This is a genomic window from Arthrobacter sp. HLT1-20 (genome assembly GCF_054510895.1).
The window spans coordinates 1-21478 of the sequence record NZ_JBTNDR010000002.1 but is presented as its reverse complement, the minus strand read 5'-3'; the positions used below and the strand labels follow the sequence as shown (position 1 = coordinate 21478).

At 63.6% G+C, this 21478-nt stretch carries 18 protein-coding genes and 1 pseudogene; 9 read left to right on the top strand and 10 right to left on the bottom strand.

Annotation, left to right across the window (positions count from 1 at the left end):
- Window position 1 precedes the first annotated feature (1 nt).
- Window positions 2-909, bottom strand: a pseudogene (locus tag ACX80Q_RS01420) (aldo/keto reductase).
- A 398-nt stretch (window positions 910-1307) separates the two neighbouring features.
- On the bottom strand, window positions 1308-1748 hold the full coding sequence (locus ACX80Q_RS01415; protein ID WP_459328733.1) for a VOC family protein: 441 nt from the start codon (window positions 1746-1748) through the stop codon (window positions 1308-1310).
- 549 nt (window positions 1749-2297) lie between these two features.
- On the opposite strand from ACX80Q_RS01415, the gene ACX80Q_RS01410 reads away from it, so the two are divergent.
- Both ACX80Q_RS01410 and ACX80Q_RS01405 read left to right on the top strand, forming a co-directional pair.
- Entirely contained in the window at window positions 2298-2705 is a 408-nt protein-coding gene (locus tag ACX80Q_RS01410) for a VOC family protein (protein WP_459328732.1), read from the top strand.
- A gap of 24 nt (window positions 2706-2729) precedes the next feature.
- A complete protein-coding gene (locus tag ACX80Q_RS01405; RefSeq protein ID WP_459328731.1) occupies window positions 2730-3131 on the top strand; it encodes a nuclear transport factor 2 family protein in 402 nt (133 codons plus the stop codon).
- A gap of 113 nt (window positions 3132-3244) precedes the next feature.
- On the opposite strand, the gene ACX80Q_RS01400 is transcribed toward ACX80Q_RS01405, so the two are convergent.
- Together ACX80Q_RS01400 and ACX80Q_RS01395 are read right to left on the bottom strand one after the other, a co-directional pair.
- Window positions 3245-4462 carry an aminotransferase-like domain-containing protein gene (locus ACX80Q_RS01400; protein ID WP_459328730.1) on the bottom strand — a complete coding sequence of 406 codons (1218 nt, stop codon included), beginning with the start codon at window positions 4460-4462 and terminating at the stop codon, window positions 3245-3247.
- Window positions 4463-4500: 38 nt separating this feature from the next.
- Complete coding sequence (locus ACX80Q_RS01395) at window positions 4501-5178, bottom strand: TetR/AcrR family transcriptional regulator (protein WP_459328729.1); 678 nt, start codon at window positions 5176-5178, stop codon at window positions 4501-4503.
- Between the two features lie 202 nt (window positions 5179-5380).
- Here ACX80Q_RS01395 and ACX80Q_RS01390 point away from each other — a divergent pair, with 202 nt between their 5' ends.
- The 4 genes from ACX80Q_RS01390 to ACX80Q_RS01375 are packed head-to-tail and all read left to right on the top strand — an operon-like array spanning window position 5381 to window position 9219.
- Complete coding sequence (locus ACX80Q_RS01390) at window positions 5381-6343, top strand: ABC transporter substrate-binding protein (protein WP_459328728.1); 963 nt, start codon at window positions 5381-5383, stop codon at window positions 6341-6343.
- Window positions 6344-7246: an amino acid ABC transporter permease gene (locus ACX80Q_RS01385; protein WP_459328727.1), complete on the top strand. Its 903-nt coding sequence runs from the start codon at window positions 6344-6346 to the stop codon at window positions 7244-7246. It abuts the gene before it with no gap.
- A complete protein-coding gene (locus ACX80Q_RS01380) occupies window positions 7246-8004 on the top strand; it encodes an amino acid ABC transporter ATP-binding protein (protein WP_459328726.1) in 759 nt (252 codons plus the stop codon). Before ACX80Q_RS01385 ends, ACX80Q_RS01380 begins: the two co-directional genes overlap by 1 nt.
- 48 nt (window positions 8005-8052) lie before the next feature.
- The gene (locus ACX80Q_RS01375) at window positions 8053-9219 is read left to right on the top strand and encodes an amidohydrolase (protein ID WP_459328725.1); all 1167 of its coding nucleotides are present in this window, start codon (window positions 8053-8055) and stop codon (window positions 9217-9219) included.
- Between the two features lie 58 nt (window positions 9220-9277).
- Here ACX80Q_RS01375 and ACX80Q_RS01370 read toward each other — a convergent pair whose 3' ends face one another.
- The 4 genes from ACX80Q_RS01370 to ACX80Q_RS01355 form a co-directional block, all read right to left on the bottom strand.
- Window positions 9278-10690 carry an NAD-dependent succinate-semialdehyde dehydrogenase gene (locus ACX80Q_RS01370; RefSeq protein ID WP_459328724.1) on the bottom strand — a complete coding sequence of 471 codons (1413 nt, stop codon included), beginning with the start codon at window positions 10688-10690 and terminating at the stop codon, window positions 9278-9280.
- A 131-nt stretch (window positions 10691-10821) separates the two neighbouring features.
- On the bottom strand, window positions 10822-12441 hold the full coding sequence (locus ACX80Q_RS01365; protein ID WP_459328723.1) for a zinc-binding metallopeptidase family protein: 1620 nt from the start codon (window positions 12439-12441) through the stop codon (window positions 10822-10824).
- Window positions 12442-12450: 9 nt separating this feature from the next.
- Window positions 12451-14118, bottom strand: coding sequence for a thiamine pyrophosphate-binding protein (locus ACX80Q_RS01360; protein WP_459328722.1), 1668 nt, complete (start codon window positions 14116-14118; stop codon window positions 12451-12453).
- A gap of 12 nt (window positions 14119-14130) precedes the next feature.
- Window positions 14131-15879: an amidohydrolase gene (locus ACX80Q_RS01355; RefSeq protein ID WP_459328721.1), complete on the bottom strand. Its 1749-nt coding sequence runs from the start codon at window positions 15877-15879 to the stop codon at window positions 14131-14133.
- A gap of 350 nt (window positions 15880-16229) precedes the next feature.
- Here ACX80Q_RS01355 and ACX80Q_RS01350 point away from each other — a divergent pair, with 350 nt between their 5' ends.
- Window positions 16230-17147, top strand: a complete 918-nt coding sequence (locus ACX80Q_RS01350) for an Lrp/AsnC family transcriptional regulator (RefSeq protein WP_459328720.1) — start codon at window positions 16230-16232, stop codon at window positions 17145-17147.
- Between the two features lie 77 nt (window positions 17148-17224).
- Here the strand turns inward: ACX80Q_RS01350 and ACX80Q_RS01345 are convergent, their stop codons facing one another.
- Window positions 17225-18424 (bottom strand): hypothetical protein, encoded by a 1200-nt coding sequence (locus tag ACX80Q_RS01345; protein ID WP_459328719.1) that lies wholly within the window; start codon window positions 18422-18424, stop codon window positions 17225-17227.
- Between the two features lie 192 nt (window positions 18425-18616).
- Window positions 18617-19543: an NADP-dependent oxidoreductase gene (locus ACX80Q_RS01340; protein ID WP_459328933.1), complete on the bottom strand. Its 927-nt coding sequence runs from the start codon at window positions 19541-19543 to the stop codon at window positions 18617-18619.
- A gap of 212 nt (window positions 19544-19755) precedes the next feature.
- Here ACX80Q_RS01340 and ACX80Q_RS01335 point away from each other — a divergent pair, with 212 nt between their 5' ends.
- Together ACX80Q_RS01335 and kynA are read left to right on the top strand one after the other, a co-directional pair.
- Entirely contained in the window at window positions 19756-20505 is a 750-nt protein-coding gene (locus tag ACX80Q_RS01335) for an alpha/beta hydrolase family protein (protein WP_459328932.1), read from the top strand.
- Between the two features lie 36 nt (window positions 20506-20541).
- Window positions 20542-21390 carry a tryptophan 2,3-dioxygenase gene (gene kynA, locus ACX80Q_RS01330; protein ID WP_459328718.1) on the top strand — a complete coding sequence of 283 codons (849 nt, stop codon included), beginning with the start codon at window positions 20542-20544 and terminating at the stop codon, window positions 21388-21390.
- The last annotated feature ends 88 nt before the right edge of the window (window positions 21391-21478 follow it).

Below are 21478 nucleotides of genomic sequence, written 5' to 3'. Positions count from 1 at the left end.
GCTAGTACCAATAGGGGACCTGTGGCACATCCCGTTGCTCCAACAGTGTGACCTCGTCTTCGGTGAGCTTCACGTTGAGCGCGGCAACTGCATCGACCAGGTGGTGGGGTTTGGTGGCGCCGACGATGGACGAGGCCACGACGGGGTTGTGGAGCACCCAGGCCAAGGCAACCTGGGCCTTGGGAAGGCCACGGGCGTCGGCAACGTCTCGCACTGCATTGACGATGGGTTCATCGACGGGCGAGTCGAAGGTTCTGGCTACGGCATCCGAGTCCGCACGGTTGGTCTGCGCACCCCATGGCCGGGTCAGCCTGCCCTTCCCGAGCGGGGAGTACGGGGTCAGGCCGACACCCATATCGGCGCACATCGGAATCATTTCCCTTTCTTCCTCGCGCTTGAGCAGATTGTACTGATCCTCCATTGCGGAAAACGGAGTCCAGCCACCAACAGCAGCCGCAGCCTGCAGTTTCGCGAACTGCCCCGCGAACATGGACGAGGCACCTAGGTGGCGGATCTTGCCCGCCGTGACGACGTCGTGCAGGGTCTCCATCGTCTCCTCGACCGGCACATCGGGTCGAAACGGTGGATGTAGTAGACGTCGATGTAGTCGGTGCCCAGGCGGTGCAGGGAGGCATCCGCCTGCTCAAGGATCGCCCTACGGGAGAGCCCGTGTCCGCCGGGGCCGTCGTGCATTTTGCCGCTGACCTTCGTGGCGAGGACGGTGTCCTCCCGGCGAGAATAGCGATTGATGGCGCGCCCAACGAACTCCTCGCTGCTGCCGCGCTGGTAGACGTTCGCGGTGTCCCAGAACGTCACGCCGAGTTCAACGGCTTGGCGGAAGAACGGCTGGGAAGCGTCCTCGTTTAGGGTCCATTGGTGCAGCCCGGCACCCGGGTTTCCATAGCTCATACAGCCCAGGGCGATCCTGCTCACGTCCAAGCCGGTGCGGCCAAGGTGTGCGTACTCCATGGTGGTATCCCTTCCAAGGTTTATCGTTACTGCGGCGCTGGACTTGATGTCCGCTGAGTACCGGGGATGGTTCGACCGTGCTCCCGCGATGGTTCTTCTTGCTCTCCTTTCATATATCATCATGTCCCGACGTCACGAGGGAGTCTGCGACCAAAAGGGGTTTCATCAGGGACCCCCTTACGGCGCATGGGGGTGAGGTTCAAAGTCATAGCCGGCGCCGTTTTTTCCGGAACGAAAGGTGCGCCGCTGGGGCCTCCGCCAACGCAAACCCGCAGTGCCTGTATGGTCGGGTTCGGCTGACTGCCCGGAAGAAGCCGTGCGTTGCCGCCACGACGCGGTCAGCCGAGCCGCTGCGCCAAAGCCACAATGATCCCCTCCGGGCCGCGCACGTACGCCATGCGCCAAACGTCCTCGTACTGGCCGATGCCGCCGACCAGCCCGTAGCCCTCAGCGGCCATGCGATCGACGTGTCCTTGGAGATCATCGACCTCGAAGGACAAACTGCGCAGCCCGAGCTCGTTGGCCATGGCGGCGGCCGAGCCCTCCACGGGGTCAGGCCGGACGAAGCGGGACAGCTCCACTGCCGTGCCGCCGTCGGGCGTTCGCAACATGAGGATCTCCGTGCGCGAATCAGGGATCGCTATGACGGTGTCGATGAACTCGCCCTCCACGAAGGTCCGGCCCTCGATGTCGAGCCCGAGTCCGACGAAGAACGCCGCTACCTTCTCCAGATCTTGAACGGTGACACCGACGTGGTCGAAGCGAATGATCCGTGACATGAGCACAGCCTCCCAGCGTTTGTTTTACCTACGCAGCCCACGTGCGAACCTACGGCGGATTCATGCAGCGAGGAAGAGCCGAGCCGCGGGCGGCACGGGTCTGTGCACCAGCAACCAGCTGGTTACAGGTACACAGGGAAAGACCTATCCGCGTACTGTGTAGCTCGCCAGAACACCCTTGTGGTCCGTTGGCCACTGCGCGACGGCCAGCACGAACGGGTCTTTTCCGGACTCAAGGACCCGCCGGTTCCGCACAATAGTTTCCCGCGGTCCAACGACGGATGCGTCCTTCAGCTTCAAACGAGCGTCGGGAAGGTGGAAAACGTAGTCAATCCGGTCCCGCTCGTCCGCCTCCGGAGCCCAGGTCAGTAGACTGACTGCGGCATTGGGATTGCTCGCGGGCCACGTCAATCCCGGATGTGTGACCGGGTTGGGGTCATGCCACGGCCGGCACCAAAAGGAGCTACACCGTGTCAGGGATGTAGGCCACGGACCGTCCCTGCGAATCCGCTCCCACTGCGGCGAGCCCCGGTGTGTGAGACTGATGAAGTGGACGACGATTCAATGGGTGCCCTGCACCATGTAGAGCTGTGGGTGCCAAGCCTTCAACGCGCCAAGGCAGAATGGGGCTGGATCCTAGGCAGTTTGGGATACGTCACGGATCAAGACTGGGACCAGGGGACCAGTTGGCGGCGCGGTGCCACCTACATCGTCGTCGAGGAATCGCCAGCGCTGAGCAGCAACGAACATCAACGAACGGCGCCGGGTTTGAATCACCTGGCATTTCATGCCGGAAGCAGGCAACGGGTCGACGCCCTGATGGCTGACGGCCAGGCCAACGGCTGGCAGCCCCTCTTTGCGGAGAAGTTTCCCCACGCAGGCGGTCCGGACCACTATGCCGCGTATCTGGTGAACTCCGACGGCTTCGAAATTGAGCTCGTCGCGGCCGGCGGCTGACCAGCGATGTCAAAGGAGACCTGCATGCAAACCATCGAAGCGGCGCAACGGTGGGCACGGACGTGGGCCGCGGCCTGGCCAATCAAAGACGTCGAAGCCATTGCGGAACTGCAAGCCGAAGACGGTGACCACTGGGCTTCCATGTTCAGGCCATTGCGGGGGCGCAACGGCCTACGCAAGTACCTGGAGCAATGCTTCGCCGAAGAGACCCAGCCCGCTGAAACCTGGTTCGATGAACCTGCCGTGGACGGGGGCCGAGCGTACGTCGAATATTGGGCCGTCATCCATATCAACGGCCAGCCAACAACGGTTTACGGTTGCACAGTCCTGACATTCAATGAAGCTGGCCTCGCGAAAACGGCGCGCGACTATTCGCATGTCCGGGAGGGGTACCACGAGCGGCCCGGCCAGGCGTTTGGCGGCTGACCTCTCCGCACGCTCCGTTGGCTGCCCCGGGCCAGCAGCGTGACGCCGTTGCGCCCGCATCAAACCCTCTCGCAGCAATGGTTGGTTTTTGCTCAACGCTCGCGCAGCAACGGCTAGCGCAGGGTCTTCATGGCCGTACCCAGCCGGCGGACACCCTCACGCAGCGCTTCCTCCGTTTCAAAGGAGAAGGCCACGCGCAGTTGGTTTTCTCCTGCGGAATGGGCAAAAAAGGCGCTGCCCGGGACAAAGACCACGCCGGAGGCAATGGCCGGCTGAAGCAGGGCATCCGTTGAAATTCCCTCAGGCAGGGTGATCCAGGTGAAGAATCCGCCGCTTGGCCTGGTCCAGGTGGTGCCGGCAGGCATGAACTCCGCCAGGGCGGTCATGACGGCGTCGCACCGCCTGGCATAGATCAGGCAGGCTTCCCTGACATGCTGGCGCCAGTCGAATCCGGTGATGTAGCTTTCCACCAGCATCTGGCTCAGCACTGAGGGGCAGATCGTGGTTGCCTCGGCCGCCAGCTGGAGGCGCCGGCGCACCTCGTCGGGGGCAAGAACCCAGCCCACACGCAACCCCGGTGAAAAAATCTTTGAAAACGAGCCCAGGTAAATCACGTTCTCGGGATCCAGGGTGTGCAGGGCGGCCGTGTAGGAGCCGTCAAAACTCAGCAGCCCATAGGGGTTGTCCTCAACGATGGCCACATTCGCGGCTCGGCAGATGTCCACAATGCGCTGGCGCCGCTCCACGGCAAGAGTGATTCCGGCCGGGTTATTGAAGTTGGGGATGGTGTACAGAAACTTGATGGTTTTCCCGGCCGCCGTGAGTGAGTCAATGGTTGTTTGGAGCAGCTCCGGAACCAGCCCCTTCTCATCCATGGCGACTTGGACGACGTCGGCCTGCAATCCTTCGAAGGTTCCCAGGGCGCCCACATAGGTGGGTCCCTCGGCCAGGATGACATCCCCGGGATTGCAAAACAGCTTGGTGATGAGTTCAAGGCCCATCTGCGAACCGGACGTCACCTGGACGTTTTCCGGCTGGGCCGTGATGCCTTCCACGGCCATGACCTGGCAGATCAGGGCCTGCAGCTCGGGGGTGCCGGCGCCCGAACCGTACTGCAGGGCGTCTAGGCCGTGCTCGGAAATGACGGTGTGCGCCATATCCGCAATCTGCCCAATGGGTAGGCCGGTCAGGTCAGGGTTGCCGCCGGCCAGGGAAATCATGTTGGGCTGCATGGAGACTTCAAAAACTTCACGTACGGGGGACGGGTGGTAGCCATCAGCCCGGTCGGCAAAACGGTGGGTGTGCAACGATGCGGTGGCAATCTCAGTCATGACGTCCTTTGGGAAGTGGTGGGTGGGTCGGGCAACGGTTAGTGCGCGGCTGCCGCGGCGTGTGGTTTGTGGCTGACAAAATCTTGTTCGTCAATGCCAAATTCATGGGCCGCGAAGCGCCTGAGGGTTTCGATCATTTTCGCCGGGCTGTGGTTGTAAATGCCGCTGAGTGTTTGGATGGCCAGCCCGTCAACCACCGCAAGCAGGAGCGTGGCCAGCACCTCCGGATCGTGGAAGGGGCGGATGAGCCCTTCCTGGACGGCTTCATCGAGGGTCGCTTCAAAGATGCCCCGCCAGGCCAGCAGCGCCTTCGCCACGTGCGCCCGGATGTTCTCATCCTTGTGCGCAGCCGAATAAACCTCGATCCAGAACCCCCAAGCCTGCTCAAAGCTTGTTTCACCCTCGACGGCGAATGTCAGCAGATCGTACAGTCGCTCCAAGGTGCCCGTGCCAGCCGAATGGATGTTTTGCCATTCCCGCACCGAGGCGCTGGTCCGGTATTCCACTGTGGCAAGGACCAGGCGCTCGCGGGTCCGGAAGTAGTGCTGGATCATTCCCACGCTGAAGCTGGTGGATTCGGAAACCGCACCAAAGGTGCAGCGATCCACGCCCTTCTTGGCGATGATGCCCGCAGCATGGGCCACGATGGTTTCGCGGCGCTCTGCAATGGCCTCATCCGTCACGGCGTGAGTCCGCTTGCGTGACTCTTGCTTCATGGTGTCCCCCTTGGAGTTCAACGGTTGGATGCCCACCCGCGGATGCTGCTTGGCGTGCCTTCGATCGGGCCACTGCCTGCCCGATCAGTTTTCAGTAAACCGTAAGTTGGTCCAACTGAAAGCTTGACAGTGTTCCCTGTCACATAAATAATAAGTTACACATATTATTTACACAACTCTACATTTCCCCCCTGGAGACCTGATGAATAAGAACACCCTCGTGACCAGGACAGTACTGGTCATCTCATGCGCCGCATTGGTCTTCACCGCTTCCGGCTGCACCAATTCGGAGGCCCCGGAGCCGGTGGCCAACTCATCGGGCGGCACAGCCCAAGTCCTGGGAGGGGGAGGTCAGGACGCGGCCAAGGCTGTCCAAGCCGATGCCGCCGTGCAGGCGTTGCTGCCAGCGAATATCAAGGCCGCTGGAACCATGAAGCTGGTGACCGACCCCACCTACGCTCCCATCGATTTCACCGACAATAACGGCAACATCATTGGCCTGGAGCCGGATATGGCTTTAGCTGTGGCCAACAAGATGGGCATCAAAATTGAGATCAGCAAGGGCGATTTCAACGGAATTCTTGCAGGCCTGCAATCCAAGCGCTTCGACGCCTCTTGGGCAGCCTTCTCCATCACGCCGGACCGGACTGCCGTGGTGGACATGGTCAGCTACATGAAGGGTGGCACCTCAGTGATCGTCAAGCGGGGCACCGAGGGGGACTTCCGCGAGCAGCTTGATTTGTGCGGCAAGACTGTGACGGCACAAACCGGTACAACCCAGGCATTGACAGTGATGCCGGCCTTTGAAAAAGCCTGCATCGACGCCGGAAAAGAACCCATCACGCCCCTCCTGCTCCCGCAGCAGGACAGTGCCAACCAAGCCATCGCCTCCAACCGGGCCCAGGCCATGCTGGCCGATAACGCATTGACGGCCTACTACTCCCAGATCCAGCCGGAGGCGTTTGCCCAGATCGACTCCATCCTGGTGGATCCGTCCCTGGTGGGCGTGGCGATGGCCAAGGGTGACGGACAACTGGCCAAGGCCTTCCAGGCAGCCATCCAGTCACTCATGGATGATGGCACATATGGCAAGATCATGGGGGCCTGGAATCTGGCCCCCTCATCGATCGAGTCTTCAGAGATCAACCCGACGGTGGCGAGCTAGATGGCTGAACCAGTAGTGGATATCCCGGTGGGCCGCTCCCACGATTTCTTATCCCTGACCACCAAGCCGATCCTCAAGCGGCGCCGACCGGGCCAGCTTGTTGCCGTTGTTGTGGTGCTGTTCGCCATTGTTTACGGTGTCTACGTCCTGTTCACCAACCCGGGATTTGGCTGGCCCACTGTGGGCAAGTATCTCTTTGACAAGCGCATCCTGGGCGGCCTGGTGGTCACCCTGGAACTGACTATCATCGCCATGGTGATCGGCTTTGTTGTGGGGCTGGTGGTGGCTGTCATGCGCATGTCGGACAACTGGCTGCTGCGCGGCGTCTCCGGCGCCTACATTTGGTTCTTCCGTGGGACGCCGCTCCTTGTCCAGCTGCTGTTTTGGGGCTTCGCTGCAGTCCTTTTTCCCACGATTGGCTTGGGAATCCCCTGGGGTCCAACCTTTGTTGAGTGGAACACCAATGACCTGATCCCGCTTTTTGCCGCAGCAATCCTCGGGCTTGGCTTGAACGAGGGCGCCTACATGGCGGAAATTGTGCGGGCCGGCCTGCTCAGTGTTTCGCCCGGCCAGTCGGAGGCATCCCGAGCCATGGGCTTTAGCCATATGAGCACCCTGAGGTTCGTGGTGATCCCACAGGCCATGAAGGTCATCATCCCGCCCGTGGGCAATGAGGTCATCTCCATGCTGAAAACCACATCGCTGGTGATAGTTATCGGTGTGGGCGACCTGCTGTACAACACCCAACAGATTTACGCCCAGAATCTCAAGCAGATCCCGCTGCTCATCGTCGCCAGCCTTTGGTACATCCTGCTGACCACCATTTTGACCCTTGGCCAGTCCCGGCTGGAAAAGAAGTACTCCAAAGGCAACGCCCTCCTGCTTGGAAAGGCCCAAAGATAATGTCCACAGTGCAATTTCTCAACGTCCATAAGAGCTTTGGCCCGGTGGAAGTCCTCAAAGGCATCAACCTGACGGTTGAAGAGCAGCAGGTGGTGTGCCTGATTGGTCCTTCCGGGTCCGGGAAGTCGACCCTGCTGCGGTGCGTCAACCATCTGGAGATGACAACATCCGGGGCCATCACCGTGGGCGGGCGCATGATCGGCTACGACGTGCACGGCGACAGGCTCAGGGAGGCGTCACAGCTGGAGATCAACAGGCGCCGCTCCAAGATTGGGATGGTGTTCCAGTCATTCAACCTCTTTGGCCACATGACGGCCAAGGAAAACGTGATGTTTGGGCCCATCAAACTGCTCAAGATGAGCAAAAAGGATGCGCAGGCGCACGCCGAGGAATTGTTGAAGAAAGTTGGCCTCGCCGACCGGATGGATAACTACCCCTCGCAGCTCTCCGGCGGGCAGCAACAACGGGTGGCCATTGCCAGGGCGTTGTCCATGAAACCCGAAGTCATGCTCTTTGACGAACCCACGTCCGCCTTGGACCCCGAACTGGTGGGTGAGGTGCTGGACGTGATGAAGCAACTGGCACGGGACGGCATGACGATGATAGTTGTTACCCACGAGATGGGGTTTGCACGCGAAATGGGCGACGTTGTGGTCTTCATGGACAACGGTGTCATTGTTGAACAAGGCGATCCCCACGAGGTGCTGGGAAACCCCCAGCATGAGCGCACCAAGTCTTTCCTAGCCAAAGTGCTGTAGCACGGCTGCAATGGAGCAGGCCCGCCAAAACCTACGGAAAGTATGCCCTTGACCTTGCAGAACGCCCCTGACCACAAAGCCCTGGCCGAACAAACACTGCGGGAGAATCTGCCCCGGGTGTTGGCTTTCAGTCACAATCTCCATGAGAACCCGGAACTGGGCTTCGAGGAATTCCAAGCCGTTCAGTGGTTGGCGCAGGAGCTTGCTGCGGTGCCGGGCTCACGGGTGCAGGCAGGTCTTGGTTCGCTGCCCACTGCGTTGCGGGCGGAGGTGGGAAACGGGCCACTGGTGCTCACCATTTGTGCCGAATACGATGCCCTTCCCGGCTTGGGACACGCCTGCGGTCACAATGTCATTGCCGCGGCGGCCTTGGGGGCGTTCATTGCCTTGGCACCTGTGGCGGATGTCCTAGGTCTGACAGTGCGGCTCCTGGGCACTCCGGCGGAGGAAAATGGCGGTGGCAAAGTCCTCATGCTGGAGCAGGGGGATTTTGCAGGCACGCACGCGGCCATGATGATCCATCCCGGGGATGTTGATGAACTGGAAATGCTCCCCTATGCCTGTGCCGGCTATCAGATCCAGTATTTTGGCAGGGGAGCCCATGCATCGGCGAGCCCGTGGGAGGGCATCAATGCGCTGGACGCCATGACGGTTGCTATGACAGCGGTGGGCTTGGCGCGGCAGCAGTTGGAACCCGGCCAGCAAATTCACGGCTACATTGACTCCGCCGGCACCGCGCCCAACGTCATCCCCGATCATGCCGCGGGCGAGTGGATGGTCCGTGCCCACGATGTTGAATCACTGGCTCGGGCCACAGCTGTTCTGACGCGTTGCATGGAAGCTGGTGCGCTGGCAACGGGAGCCCGGCTGGAGATGGTCCAGCACGGCCCCATTTACGCGGAGCTGCGCACCGACACCGCCATGGCCGGGTTGTTTGGCGCAAATTCGGCGCGTCTGGGCCGGCCGCTCAAACCTGCCGGAAGGCGCGGCGGCTCCACCGACATGGCGAATGTTTCGCACGCCTATCCCACCATCCACCCCATGATCAGCTTGGGGGAGGGCTGCCCGGGTATCCACGACAGCTCCTTTGCTGATGTTGCAGCCTCGGTGCAGGGGGACCGCGTCGTCTGGGACGGGGCACTGGCCATGGCCTGGACCTGCGTGGATCTGGCCAGCGATCCCCAACAACGTCTCCGGCTCATGACCCCGGCCTAGCCCGCCGCCCACCATTGCGATAGCGTCGGGAAAAACCAACCATTGCTGCGAGAGGGTCTCAGGGTTGGGCCACGAACAGGAGCTGCTTGTTGACGAATTCCTCCATGCCCAGCGGCCCCAACTCCCGCCCAAAGCCCGAGCGCTTCACACCACCAAAGGGCATGCCGGCACCCTCGCCGGAGGGCGCGTTGACAGCCACCATGCCGGAGTTGATTTGATGTGCCACAGCCAATGCGCGCTCACTGTCGGGGCTGAATACCGCACCGCCCAGGCCGTAGTCGGAATTGTTGGCCAGGGCCACGGCCTCGGCGTCGCTGGAGACCTTGTAAACAACTACCACGGGGCCAAAGAGCTCCTCGCTGAACGCGCGCATCGCGGGGGTGACACCGCTGAGCACAGTGGGGGCCAGGTAGTAGCCCGGCGTATCCGCCCGCACACCGCCGGAATGCAGGGTTGCACCCTTCCCTAAAGCATCGTTGATCTGGGCCAGCAGGCCCTCCACGGCAGCCTCGGATGACAGCGGAACGTACGTTTCGGCGTCGCCCTCCACAGGGTTCCCCGGCGTCAGGGCGGCAGCCTGGGTCGCCAGTTCCTGCACAAACTCGTCGTGAATATCAGCCATGACAATGATTCGCTTATTGGAGTTGCAGGCCTGCCCGGCGTTCTCCATCCGGGTGGCAAAGGCGGCCTGCGCGGAGGCTTTTACATCGTCGCTGGCCAGGACAATGTAGGGGTCGGAGCCGCCCAGCTCCAGCACCACCTTTTTCAGGTTGCGCCCGGCGATTTGGGCCACGGCTGCCCCCGCCCGCTCGGAACCGGTCAGGGAAACGCCCTGGACGCGGGGATCGGAGATGATGGTCTCGATCTGCGCGTGGGAGGCGAAAAGGTTGATGTAGGCGCCCGCGGGCAGGCCGGCGTCGAGCATGAGCGCCTCGATGGCCTGTGCCGAACGCGGGCAGTTCTCTGCGTGCTTGAGAATGATGGTGTTGCCTAGCACCAGGTTGGGGGCCGCAAACCTGGCCACCTGGTAGTACGGGTAGTTCCAGGGCATGATCCCCAGCAGCGGGCCAATGGGGCGTTTTTGGATGAGCGCCCGCGCGCCGCCGATGGCCTTGATGGGCTGGTCCGCAGCCAGCCCAGGGCCCTCCTGCGCGTAGTAGTTGAAAATTTCGGCGCAGTACTCGGCCTCGCCCACGGACTCCGCGAGCCGCTTGCCCATCTCCTCGGTGATGATGGCGGCCAGCTCCTCCTTGCGCTCCAGGAACAGCTCTGCAATGCGGGATACGACGGCGGCACGCTCGGCCATGGGGACCTGACGCCAGGTGTTGAACGCCTGCTCGGACAGGGCCAGGGCCGCCTGGATCTGGGCGTCCGTGGCGGTGGGGAACTCTTCGACGACGGCGCCGGTGGCCGGGTTGGTGACCCGGTAGCGCAGGGAAGAGCTGTTGCTGGGAACTGATGCTTGGGGCACGGGGGCGTCCTCTTCTTTGAAGATGGTGGTGGGGCTGCTAAACGGCTGTGGCGCGGGATGCTTCAAAGCATGCCCCATGGACAAGCGTTGAACCATCCCACGCCACAGGCTAGGCACGAGGCTGCAAAAGACTACGGCCCGGCAACCTTGGGGTACCAGACTCGCTCGCCGCCGGGGGCCAGCGAATAGTCGGGCCAGGCGAATTCCGTGGGTGGCATGAAGTCAACGGGCAGGAGCGCCGGCATGGGATCTTCGGCCGTACGGCGGTCGAATTCGCCCTTGGCCGCCGCCACCAGCTCGGGGCGGGTCAACAGGTCAACAAAGGTGCCGGCAATGGTTTTGCCTGCCACTTCGATGGTGGGGTCAATGGTTGCCGCGATCCCGCCCAGGGCGTTCATGACCCAGCCCGGGTAGGCGCCCTGTCCGGGAGCGGGCTTCAGCGCCGGCCGGGACACGTAGAAGCGGACTGTGGGGGCGTAGTGGGTCATCTCCACATAGTCATCACTGGTCCAGTTCTTTTGCCACGGGGCCAAGTGTTCACGCAGCGCAGCCTCGGCATCCTGCGGGGTGATCAAAGATTCACACTCGTCCAGGAACGGCTTGTCCATGGGCTCAAGGCCCAGGGTTTTCTGGATCTGCTGGGCGGCGGCAATGGCGTCGGCACCATATTGCGGGGCACCCACCCGCTCCAGATTGTCATAGAGCGCCTGGGCCAGCGCATGGTTGGTGCGGCCGGGCCGGTTGCGGGCCACCCAGGTGGTTTCCAGCCGGCAGTGCGCCATGGCGGCCGCGTGCTCGGCGTTGCGGTCAAGCACCGTGAGCACGTGCTCGGCCATGTCCAGGGTGGGGCAGCGCCAGGAATACTGGATCTGCGCAATGCGGGCCGGCAGGTTGTCCGCCGTTGCCTGGCCCTGGGTGAAGATGGCATCGGAGAGAGACCAGCCGCCAAAGCTGGGCAGCATGGCATCCTGCATGATCCGCGAGGACGTGTACATGGACATCAAGGCAACATTGGCGCCCGGAGCCCGCGCGGCCGAGTGCGACGCCGGGATGGGTGAGTTCGGGTTGGCGGACAGCTGCCAAGTCTCCGGCTCGTCGCACACGAACGTGTACACCTTGCTGTAGTAGCTGCCGCACTGGGTGTCCCAGCGGGCCGTGTTGCACAGCGGCAGCATGTAGAAGGGGTGGAAGCTGACAATGGCGTCAACGCCGTCGTAGTAGCCGCGCAGGCCATGGACTACTTTGGAGCCCTGCACCTTCTCGGCGGGCTCGCCCGTGTACTTCAAGGTGCCGGCAATGCCGTGCACCTCCATGGCGTGCTTGGTGCCCAGCAACCCGGCCAGGGTGGAGATGCCCAGGGCGGAGTGCGGGTCGGTGTGCCCGGGGGCGTAGGGGCTCAGACCGCCACGGGGTGCCGGTTCGGTGCCGGCGGTCTGGCAGTTGCCGGGCACGGCGTCGTATTCTGCGTAGCTGAGCAGCACGGGGCCGCCGCTGCCCAAGGACCATTCCGCGCTGAAGGCTGTGGGCATGTTGGCACTGCCGGCCTCCACGGCGAATCCTTCGGCGTGCAGCAGTTCCACATACCACTGGGCTGACTTGTATTCGCGCCAGGCAGGCTCGGCCAGGTCCCAAATGTGCTTGTGCCACACGGAGAGCCTGTCCATGTTGTCATCGATCCACGCCTGCGCGGTGGCCTTGGCCTCGGCGTTCAGGGCTGGGCCGGCGTCGAGTTCCGTTGAAGAAAGGGTCATGGCGGCTTCCTAGTTCCCTTCCGGAGTGAAGGGTGCGACGGCGCTGAACAGTTCCACGGGCACGTGCAGTAGCTGCAGGCCGCGGGCCTGGACTGCCCGCTGCAAGGTGGGGGCAAAGCTGGCAGCATCGGTGATGCGGTGGCCGGTGCCGCCGAAGGCTGTGGCGAGTGCCGCCCAGTCGGGCTGGACCAGGTCCACGCCCACGGCTGGGATGCCGCGGTCGGCCTCGTTGGAGCGGATCTCCGCGTAGCCGCCATTGTCAACGCACACCACCACCAGGTCCAGGCGCTGCTCCACGGCCGTGATCAGCTCCTGCACGGCGAACATGAGCGCGCCGTCGCCCAGAATACAGACCACGGGGCGGTCCGGGGCGGCAATTTTTGCCCCGATCGACGCCGGCAGGCCGTACCCCAGCGTTGCATAGGCCGGGGTGTACAGGAAGGAGTGTGGGTGGTCCTGCGGGATGAACGACGCCGTCCCCAAGTAGGTGATCTGCGAGGAGTCCCCGCCCACAATGGTGTTGGCGGGCACCACCGAGGCAGCCTCCTCGGCGATGCGGCTCAACTCCGGGGACAGGGCCCGGGCCTGGGTGCGCAACGCTGCGCGCACTGCGGCTACATCCGCCACGGGGCGGTCCTGGCTACCAATTTCTGCAATCAGCTGCTCAACAATCACGGCCGAATCGCCAATCAGGGCCACATCCGAGCTGACGTTCTTGTTGGCCTGCGAGCCCAGGATGTCCAGGCGGATCACCGTGCCGCGAGGGGCCAGCTTGCCACCCCACATTTCGGACTCGCCCACCTTGGAACCAATGATCAACAGGACGTCGGCGTCGTCGCACAGGTCCTGCGCGGCTGGGAGCCGGATGTCCGAGCCCAAGGATAGCGGGTGCGACTCGGGCAAGCTGCCCTTGCCGTTGAGAGTTGTCACCACGGGTGCCTGCAGCAGCTGTGCCAAGGCAGCCAGGTGGGCGCCGGCGCGGATGGAGCCGCCGCCTGCCAAAATGACGGGGCTGGCCGACTCGCGCAGGAGCTTTGCCGCCGTGGTTAGGGCTTCCGCCTCGGCGCCCTGGCCGGCGCGCAACGGCCGGGCCGCAAGCAACTCAGCGTCGCAATCGGAGGCGCTTTCCAAGATGTTCAGCGGCACTTCAATGTGCACGGGGCGCGGGCGGCCATAGCGGAACATTTCAAAGGCGTCGTGAATAGCGGCAACGGCGTCGGTGGCCGAGTGGACGCGGCGGCTCCACTCCACAATGGCTCCGGCAGCCGCCGTGGAATCCTTGGTTTCATGCAGCGAACCAATGTCGGCAAACTCCTCGCCCTCGGGGACACCGGGAGAGAGGATGATCAGGGGCCGTGACTCGCAGTAGGCGGTGCCGGCAGCCGAGAGGGCATTCAACAGGCCGGGGCCGGAAGTGGTGATGACAACACCGGGCAAACCTGTTTGCTGGGCCCAGCCGTCGGCACCGTAGCCCGCGCCCTGCTCGTGGCGGGTGGTGACCGGACGCATGCCCAGGGGGGCTAGGTGGCGGTAAAACTCAAGGTTGTGGGTGCCTGGAATCCCAAAGATGGTGTCAACGCCATAGTTGCGCAGCGTCTTCAGGATGGAGTAACCGGCGTTGTCGGTGATGGGCATGCTCTCAACGGCGGTGGTGAGCTCTGTTGCTTGGGTCTGCATGGGGTTCTCCTGTCAGGAATTCACTGTGTGAAGGGCGGAAGCGGGGTGGGCCGGCACCTGTTGGGCCGGGTTGCTGGCAGCAGCCTGATCGGCAGTGTACTGGCAGGTCCCGTCGATCCAGGTGGCCAGGACGCCAATGGAGGAGATTCGATCGGCGGCGAAGGTGAGGGGGTCGTGGGCCAGGACGGCGAAATCCGCCTTCTTGCCCACGGCGAGCGAACCCAGATCATCCTCACGCCCCAACGCCTTGGCGGCATTGATGGTGTGGGCGGCCAGCGCCTCGGCCGCTGTGATGCACAGGTTGTTGGCACCCAATTTGTGGCCGTTGCGGGTCACCCGGGTCACGGCGGCCTGAATGGCTTCCAAGGGGCGGGGCTCGGCCACAGGGGCGTCTGAACTGATGGTGACGGGGACCCCGCCGGCAATGAATTCACCCAGCGGGTTGAACCGTTCGCCGGGGGTGCCGATGGCCTGCTGCACGCCTTCGCCCCAGTTGTAGTAGTGCTGCGGCTGGTTGACAGGGTAGATCCCGGCCGCGGCCATCCGGCCAATCTGCTCAAGCGTGGGCAGCCCGCAGTGTTCAATCCTGTGGCGGGCGTCGGCGTCGGGATGCTCCGCCAGCGCCGATTCGATGGAATCGATGACCATTTCGATGGCCGTGGGTGACTGGGCGTGCGTTGCTGTCTGCAAGCCTGCCGCGTGGGCCTTGCGGATCAGCTCCTTGTACGCTGTCGGCTCGTGGTAGAGCTGGCCGGTGCGGCAGGGATCGCCCACATAGCCGTCGGGGAAGTAGGCAGTCCAGCCGCCCAAGGTGCCGTCGGCGTACAACTTGATGCCGGCGAAGCTCAGGTGGGCGTTGCCAAACTGGCTGTGCAGGCCCATGTCGAGGGCGTCGTCGAGCAGGTGGGAGAGCAGGTACATGCTCACACGAACCTTGAGCTGGTCCGCCGCGGCCAGGCGCAGGTACATGTCAAACTCGCGGCGGGACACCTGGGCGTCGCCAATGCTTGTCACACCTCCGGCCAGGAAACTCTCCTGGGCCACACCGAGCTGGCGCAGGTGCTCGGCAGGCTCGTCGGCCAGGTGGAAGTTGGGTCCGTGGTGGCCAATCTTGACCCCGTCAACGCCCGTGAGGATGTTGCAGGCGGCGTCGGAGAGTTCACCCGTCAGCTCGCCGTTGGCGTCGCGGAAGAACTCGCCGCCGTCCGGGTTGGGGGTCTGGGCGGTGATGCCGTTGAGCTCAAAGGTGTAGGAGTTGACCACGCCGCCATGTCCGGAGGCGTTCATCAGGTACACCTCACGGTCACGGGCGACGGCGTCGAGCTCAAAGCGTGTGGGGTGGCGTTCCTCGAGGAGGTTCCTGTGCTCATAACCGTAGCCGCGCACGGGCAGGCCGTTGGGGATTGTCGCGGCCGCCTCCTGGAGCAGGGCCACAATTTCGCCGATCGTGGAGGCCTTGTCAGGCCCGCAGTCCACCCAGCTCATCATCTGCCCGTACATGAGGGGATGGGCGTGGGCGTCAATGAACCCGGGCACAATGGTGGCCCCGGCAAAGTCGCGGACATCCGGGTCCTGGCTGCCGTGCCCGGCCGCAACGCTGCGGCAGTGCGCCAGGGATCCGACGGCCACAATCTCCGGACCGATCATCAAGAACGCCTCGGCGGTGGGGGTTGCGGGGTCCATGGTGTGGATGAGCCCGGCCGTGACGATGGTGGGGCGGTGCCCAAACGGGCGGCTTTCAAAGGCTGTGAGTTTACGCAAGAACTTCTCTCCTGGGAATCGGAGGGTGGGTGAATGGTTTAGGGGAGTTCGACGACGGGCGAGTCCGGGCGTCCAGTGGACTTCCACGAGGCCACGTTTTGGGCTTGTTGGCGGACATACTCGGACTCCGTGACGTCCGAAAGGTAGGCCAGGTGGGGTGGTGCATAGCAAGGAGCGTCTCCTTCAAGTGTGTGACACAAGGCACGTTAAGTCAACAAATTATTGGCATATCTCAAAATCTTCTCCAAAGTTGCAGGGGATTTGCCAGTAAGTGCGTGCAAGATGTTGGAATTTCGGCAAACTTGTTAATTATTTGTCAGCACGGTGGGGATGGCTGATATAAAGAATGAATGGATACTTTGGACAGATCGCTTGTACTGCAGCTGCAAGCCGACGGGAGGGCCTCCTACAGCGACCTGGCGAAGTCTGTGGGCAGCAACCGCGCCTTGGTGGCCGCCCGGGTCAATGACCTGCTGGGCTCGGGCAAGGTGAAGGTCATTGCTGCCGTGCATCCGCGGGTTCTTGGCCTGGAAGTGCTGGCCCACCTGGCCGTGCAAGTGTCCGGCAACAATGAGGCAGCGCTGCTCGGGATTGATTCGCTGGATTCGGCCGTCTACATTTCCGAAACCACAGGGTCGCACCAGATAGTGGTTGAAGTCCGCATGGGCACCATGGGTGAGTTGTATGAAACGGTGGCCTTTGTCAGCGCCCTGCCCGCAGTCACCGGCGTCAACGTCCTGCTCTACGAACGGGTCATCCGCAGCCTTTTCCTCGGTGAGGAGCCTGTGCTGGAACGCCTGTCCCTGGACCAGACGGACATCGACATCCTGCGGATCCTGCAGCAGGATGGGCGGATGGGCTTTGCCGAGATTGGGGAGGCCGTGGGTGTTTCCATGAGTACCTGCAGGACGCGCGCGCTGCGGCTCATTGACGCCAACGTCATGCAAATTGGGGCCATAGCGCGGCGCAACGGGACATCCGGGTCAATAGTTTTTGGCTGCGGCATCTCACTGGTGGGTGATGCGTCGCCGGAGGTGGTGCGCCTGCTGGCCACCATTGACGGAGTTGAATTTGTGGCCCGGACCATTGGCAGGTATTCCATGGTGGCAACCATCGCCGCGGACTCCCAGCACGACTACAACCAAATTGTGGCCCAGCTGCGGTCCCTCGATGGCGTGCGCCATGTGGATACCTGGCTGCACACCCGGATTGTTCAGGAGCGCTACGAGAACACCCTTGACCAGTTGGCCACGCTGGTGGGGCACTGACTTCTTTCGAAAGTTCTTTCGGCGGCAGGCGCCTTCCGTGTGGAAGATGCCTGCCGCCGTCGTACTTTAAGGGAAAATCAGTCGGTGCCCGGCTGGATCTGGTCCGCAGCGCCGGGGCCTGTGGCCTTGATGGGGAAATCGTCCTTGAGCATGTCGAAAACATCGGGGCGCCAGGCCGGCGGCACCTGAACGAACTCGCCCACGGTGACCAGCCCCTCCTGCGCCCACTGGGCAATGTTTTGGGCGATCGCCAGCACATCCGGGTCCGCGGCGTCCGGCTCCGCCAGCGCCTGGATGAGCAACGCGGCCTCGGGCGGGGACTCGGAAGCGGCCTGCGTCAGCCAGTCGGCCATGTCCAGGTGCCACTCCTCGTAGCTGCCTTCCTCGGAACCTTCCAGGGTCATGATGTAGATGAATTGGCCCATGAGGTCACGCATGGCCAGGAGCATGTCGTCCTCGCCGCCAAGGGCCAACGCGGCCGGGGTGGGGCGGAGGTAGTTGTCCGCCACGGAGACCAGACCCACCACGTTCAACAGTTCCCAATACAGGTCCAACCGGGCGGCGAGCTCGTCCTCGGGCGTGGTGGCGTTGGCTGCGAGCTTGCCCATCCCGTGGTGTGCCAGGGCTGCGAGGGCGTCCGGGTGCGCGTCCATGACGCCGTCGGCGGTCAACTCGCGGCCCTCACCCAGCCAGGCAAGCAGGGCCTGCGTGTTCTTCCATAGCGGGGAAGTCGTGGCCGTTTCAACCATTTCCTCCCGGCTGAGCTCCGGGATGAAGACATCGGCGAACTCCCAGTCCGCCGGGCCCGCTTCGGCGCTTTCGAAGTCCGCGCCGGGACCGCCAGTCTGGTGGCACACGTCCCGGACAACAATCAGGTCCTCCGGTGCGCCGGTCCAGAGCCGCATCGACTCCAGGTAGTTCACATAGTCGCGCACGCCGCTGCGCATGCCCATGACGCCCACGGGGTTGGCGTCGGCCGTCACATCCATGACCTCCTGGACCGCTGCGGGCACCAGTGCCGTGGGGTCCATGTGCGGCTCCACAATGCGGTACATGTCGAAGAAGTCGTCCAGGATCAGCAGGCTCATGTCGATCGACTTGTTCGGGCGGCCCTGGGATTCCAGCCAGGCGACAAAGCCCGGCGACAGGGCCAGCATGGCCCGTTCCAAACGGGCATCGGCCGACGGTCGTTCAGCGGCGCGGGTGGCCGCGTCGGCAGCCGCCTTCGCGGGGTTGCCGAATCGGGACTTCTTGGTGCTCTTGGGCTTCTTGGCCACTGCATTCCTTGGGGTTCGCGGGAGGGTTCCCTTAAAGGTAGCGCCAATGCCGATGCCGCGCTGCCCACCCCAACACACGCTATCGCGGCAATGGCTGGATTTTTGCGGACGCTATCGCACTGACTGCGATAGCGTCCGCAAATTTCTGACCATTGCTGCGATAGCGTCGGAAGGCGGTTCGGCGGAAAGGGGTTAGGCGGTGAAGGGCGTGAGCACAATCTTGCCCGCGCCGTGGCCCGACATGCTGGCCGCGAACGCCGCGGCAGCTTCCTCCAGGGGGAACGTCTGCGCAACGTCCACGCTGAGGCTGCCGTCCTCAACCAGCATGCTCAGGCGCTCCAGTTCCGCAGCCTCCGGGCGCACCCAAATGTACTGCCCGCCGTGGCCAAGCACAGTCCAGTCCGCGATGGATGCGTGCCGGCCGCCGTCCTTGAGCAGGGCCAAGGTGTCTTCAAGGACGCCGCCGGCAAAGTCAGCCACGGCGTCCACCCCTGCGGGGGCCAGTGCGCGCACGCGCTCCACCAATCCCGCACCGTATTCCACGGGCTCGGCGCCGAGTTCGCGCAGGCGGCTGTGGTTCCTGGCCGAGCCCGTGGCGATGACGCGTGCGCCAGCCAGTGCTGCCAGTTGGATGGCCGTGCGGCCAACGCTGCCGGAACCGTTGTGGATCAACAGGGTTTGGCCCGCTGCCACGCCCAAGGCATCCAGTGTGCGCTGGGCTGTCATGCCCGTCAGCGGCAGGGCGGCCGCCTGTTCCCAAGACAGGGACTTGGGCTTGTGCGCCACAATGGCTGCCGGCAGCGCGATCAGCTCGGCGAAGCTGCCGCCCTGGACGGTGTCGCGGCGCCCGTAGGAGTAAACCTCGTCGCCCACCGTGAATTCGGGGGTGTCAAAGCCCACGGCCTCCACCACGCCGGCCACGTCCCAGCCCGGGGTGACGGGGAAGTTGAGGTCCATGTACGGGTCCAGCCCGCCGGACATGATCTTCCAGTCAACGGGGTTGACCCCTGCCGCCTTGACGCGAATCAGCACCGCGCCGGGAGCAACTTTGGGGGTGGGGCGTTCGGTTTGTTCCAGAACCTCGGTGCCGCCGTATTGTGCGTAGGTCATGGCCTTCATGGTTGAACTCATGGTGTTAGTCCTTGTCGTCGTGGGAATACCTTGGCTTATGTAGGTGCAAACCCGCGGGTCGTGCCGATGATTCCCCACTGCGGAAAATTTTGTACTGGACGGTCCATAACCGTTTGAGCGGGACTGGTGGAAAATCCGCGGAAACTGGGGCCCGGACGGATGCCTTGCGGGCAGGACTGTAGGCTTCCACTATGAGCGACATCACCGTGCAACGCCATGCCTACGGGCCCGATCCGGCGCAATGGGCGGAGCTATACCTCCCGGCCGGACCGCGAGTGGCAGGGGTGGTGGTGGTGATCCACGGCGGGTACTGGCGCAGCGCCTACTCGGCCGATCTGGGTGCGCCGCTGGCGGCCGATCTGGCCCGGCACGGGGTGGCCGCGTGGAACCTGGAGTACCGGCGGATGGGCAACGGCGGCGGCTGGCCCACCACGTTCTGGGACATTGCCGCGGGCATTGACGCCCTGGCCATCGTGGCCGCCCAGCACGGCCTGGACCTTGGCTCCGTGGTGGCCTTGGGCCATTCCGCCGGCGGGCAGCTGGGCGTCTGGGCCGCGGGCCGGTCCACCTTCCCGGCCGGAGCGGTGGGTGCGCAGCCCGCCGTGGCGGTGACCGGCGTCGTGAGTCAATCGGGGCTGCTGAACCTGGGCCAGGCGCAGGCGCTGGGGCTCAGCAACAATGCCGTGACGGCGCTGCTGGGGCCGAACGTTGCGCTGGCGGATCCGCTCGCCGCGATTCCCCTGCCCGTGCCGGTTCTTGCCGTCCATGCCGTGCACGACGCCGACGTCCCCGCCTCCCAGAGCGAAAGTTACGTTGCCGCTGCGGTGGCGGCGGGCGCAGACGCGCGGCTCGTCAGGGTGCCGGGGGGCCACATGGACCTGATCGACGTCGGCTCGGCGTCGTACGCCGTCTGCCGGGAGCTTGCGCTGGGGCTGCTGGGCCGGGCGTAGGGTTGGTGGTGAACACCTGAGGGAAAAGGAACAGGCATGCCCAAGAACACCCGCAAGATCGAATCCGGCATTGAGACGGACTTCAGCGACAAGATGAGCTACGGCAGCTACCTGGCCCTGGATACGCTGCTCAGCGCCCAGCAGCCCGTCAGCACGCCCGAACACCATGATGAGATGCTGTTCATCATCCAGCACCAGACCTCAGAGTTGTGGCTGAAACTGGTGCTGCACGAGCTGCGCGCGGTCCGCGTGTACCTCGCCGAGGACAATTTGCGGGCGGCCATGAAGGGCGTGGCCCGGATCAAGCACATCCAGCGCTCCCTGACGGAGCAGTGGAGCGTGCTGGCCACGCTGACGCCGAGCGAATACGCACAGTTCCGTGGCGATCTGGGCGCCTCCTCCGGGTTCCAGTCTTACCAGTACCGTGCCGTGGAGTTTCTGCTGGGCAACAAAAACGCTGGCATGCTCAAGGTGTTCGCCGGGGATCCCGCAGCCCAGAACCTGCTCGCGGAGCTGCTGGAAAGCTCCAGCGTTTACGACGAATTCCTGCGCCTGCTGGCACGGCGCGGCTTTGCCGTCCCCGCCGAAATCCTTGACCGCGACGTCACCAAGGCACATGTCTTCAACGCCGAACTGGTGCAGCTGTTCAAGATTGTCTACGAAGCCCCGGATGAGCATTGGGACCTGTACGAGGCCTGCGAGGAGCTCGTTGACCTGGAGGACAACTTCCAGCTGTGGCGCTTCCGGCACATGAAAACCGTGATGCGCACCATCGGCATGAAGCACGGCACGGGCGGTTCCTCCGGCGTCGGCTTCCTGCAGCGCGCGCTGGAACTGACGTTCTTCCCGGAGTTGTTTGCGGTGCGGACCGAAATCGGGCAATAAGTCTTTGCGCCTGCGCACGGTTGCCGGCGGATGTGGGGCCAACTTAAAAATGGAGTGAAACCCGGGCCGAACGGGGAGGGGGGGTACT

Bases quoted from the DNA above. Each gene is read 5' to 3' on its own strand.
- ACX80Q_RS01415 (WP_459328733.1), bottom strand. From the start codon at position 1,748: ATGTCACGGATCATTCGCTTCGACCACGTCGGTGTCACCGTTCAAGAT.
- ACX80Q_RS01405 (WP_459328731.1), top strand. From the start codon at position 2,730: ATGCAAACCATCGAAGCGGCGCAACGGTGGGCACGGACGTGGGCCGCG.
- ACX80Q_RS01400 (WP_459328730.1), bottom strand. From the start codon at position 4,462: ATGACTGAGATTGCCACCGCATCGTTGCACACCCACCGTTTTGCCGAC.
- ACX80Q_RS01395 (WP_459328729.1), bottom strand. From the start codon at position 5,178: ATGAAGCAAGAGTCACGCAAGCGGACTCACGCCGTGACGGATGAGGCC.
- ACX80Q_RS01390 (WP_459328728.1), top strand. From the start codon at position 5,381: ATGAATAAGAACACCCTCGTGACCAGGACAGTACTGGTCATCTCATGC.
- ACX80Q_RS01385 (WP_459328727.1), top strand. From the start codon at position 6,344: ATGGCTGAACCAGTAGTGGATATCCCGGTGGGCCGCTCCCACGATTTC.
- ACX80Q_RS01380 (WP_459328726.1), top strand. From the start codon at position 7,246: ATGTCCACAGTGCAATTTCTCAACGTCCATAAGAGCTTTGGCCCGGTG.
- ACX80Q_RS01365 (WP_459328723.1), bottom strand. From the start codon at position 12,441: ATGACCCTTTCTTCAACGGAACTCGACGCCGGCCCAGCCCTGAACGCC.
- ACX80Q_RS01360 (WP_459328722.1), bottom strand. From the start codon at position 14,118: ATGCAGACCCAAGCAACAGAGCTCACCACCGCCGTTGAGAGCATGCCC.
- ACX80Q_RS01350 (WP_459328720.1), top strand. From the start codon at position 16,230: ATGGATACTTTGGACAGATCGCTTGTACTGCAGCTGCAAGCCGACGGG.
- ACX80Q_RS01340 (WP_459328933.1), bottom strand. From the start codon at position 19,543: ATGAAGGCCATGACCTACGCACAATACGGCGGCACCGAGGTTCTGGAA.
- kynA (WP_459328718.1), top strand. From the start codon at position 20,542: ATGCCCAAGAACACCCGCAAGATCGAATCCGGCATTGAGACGGACTTC.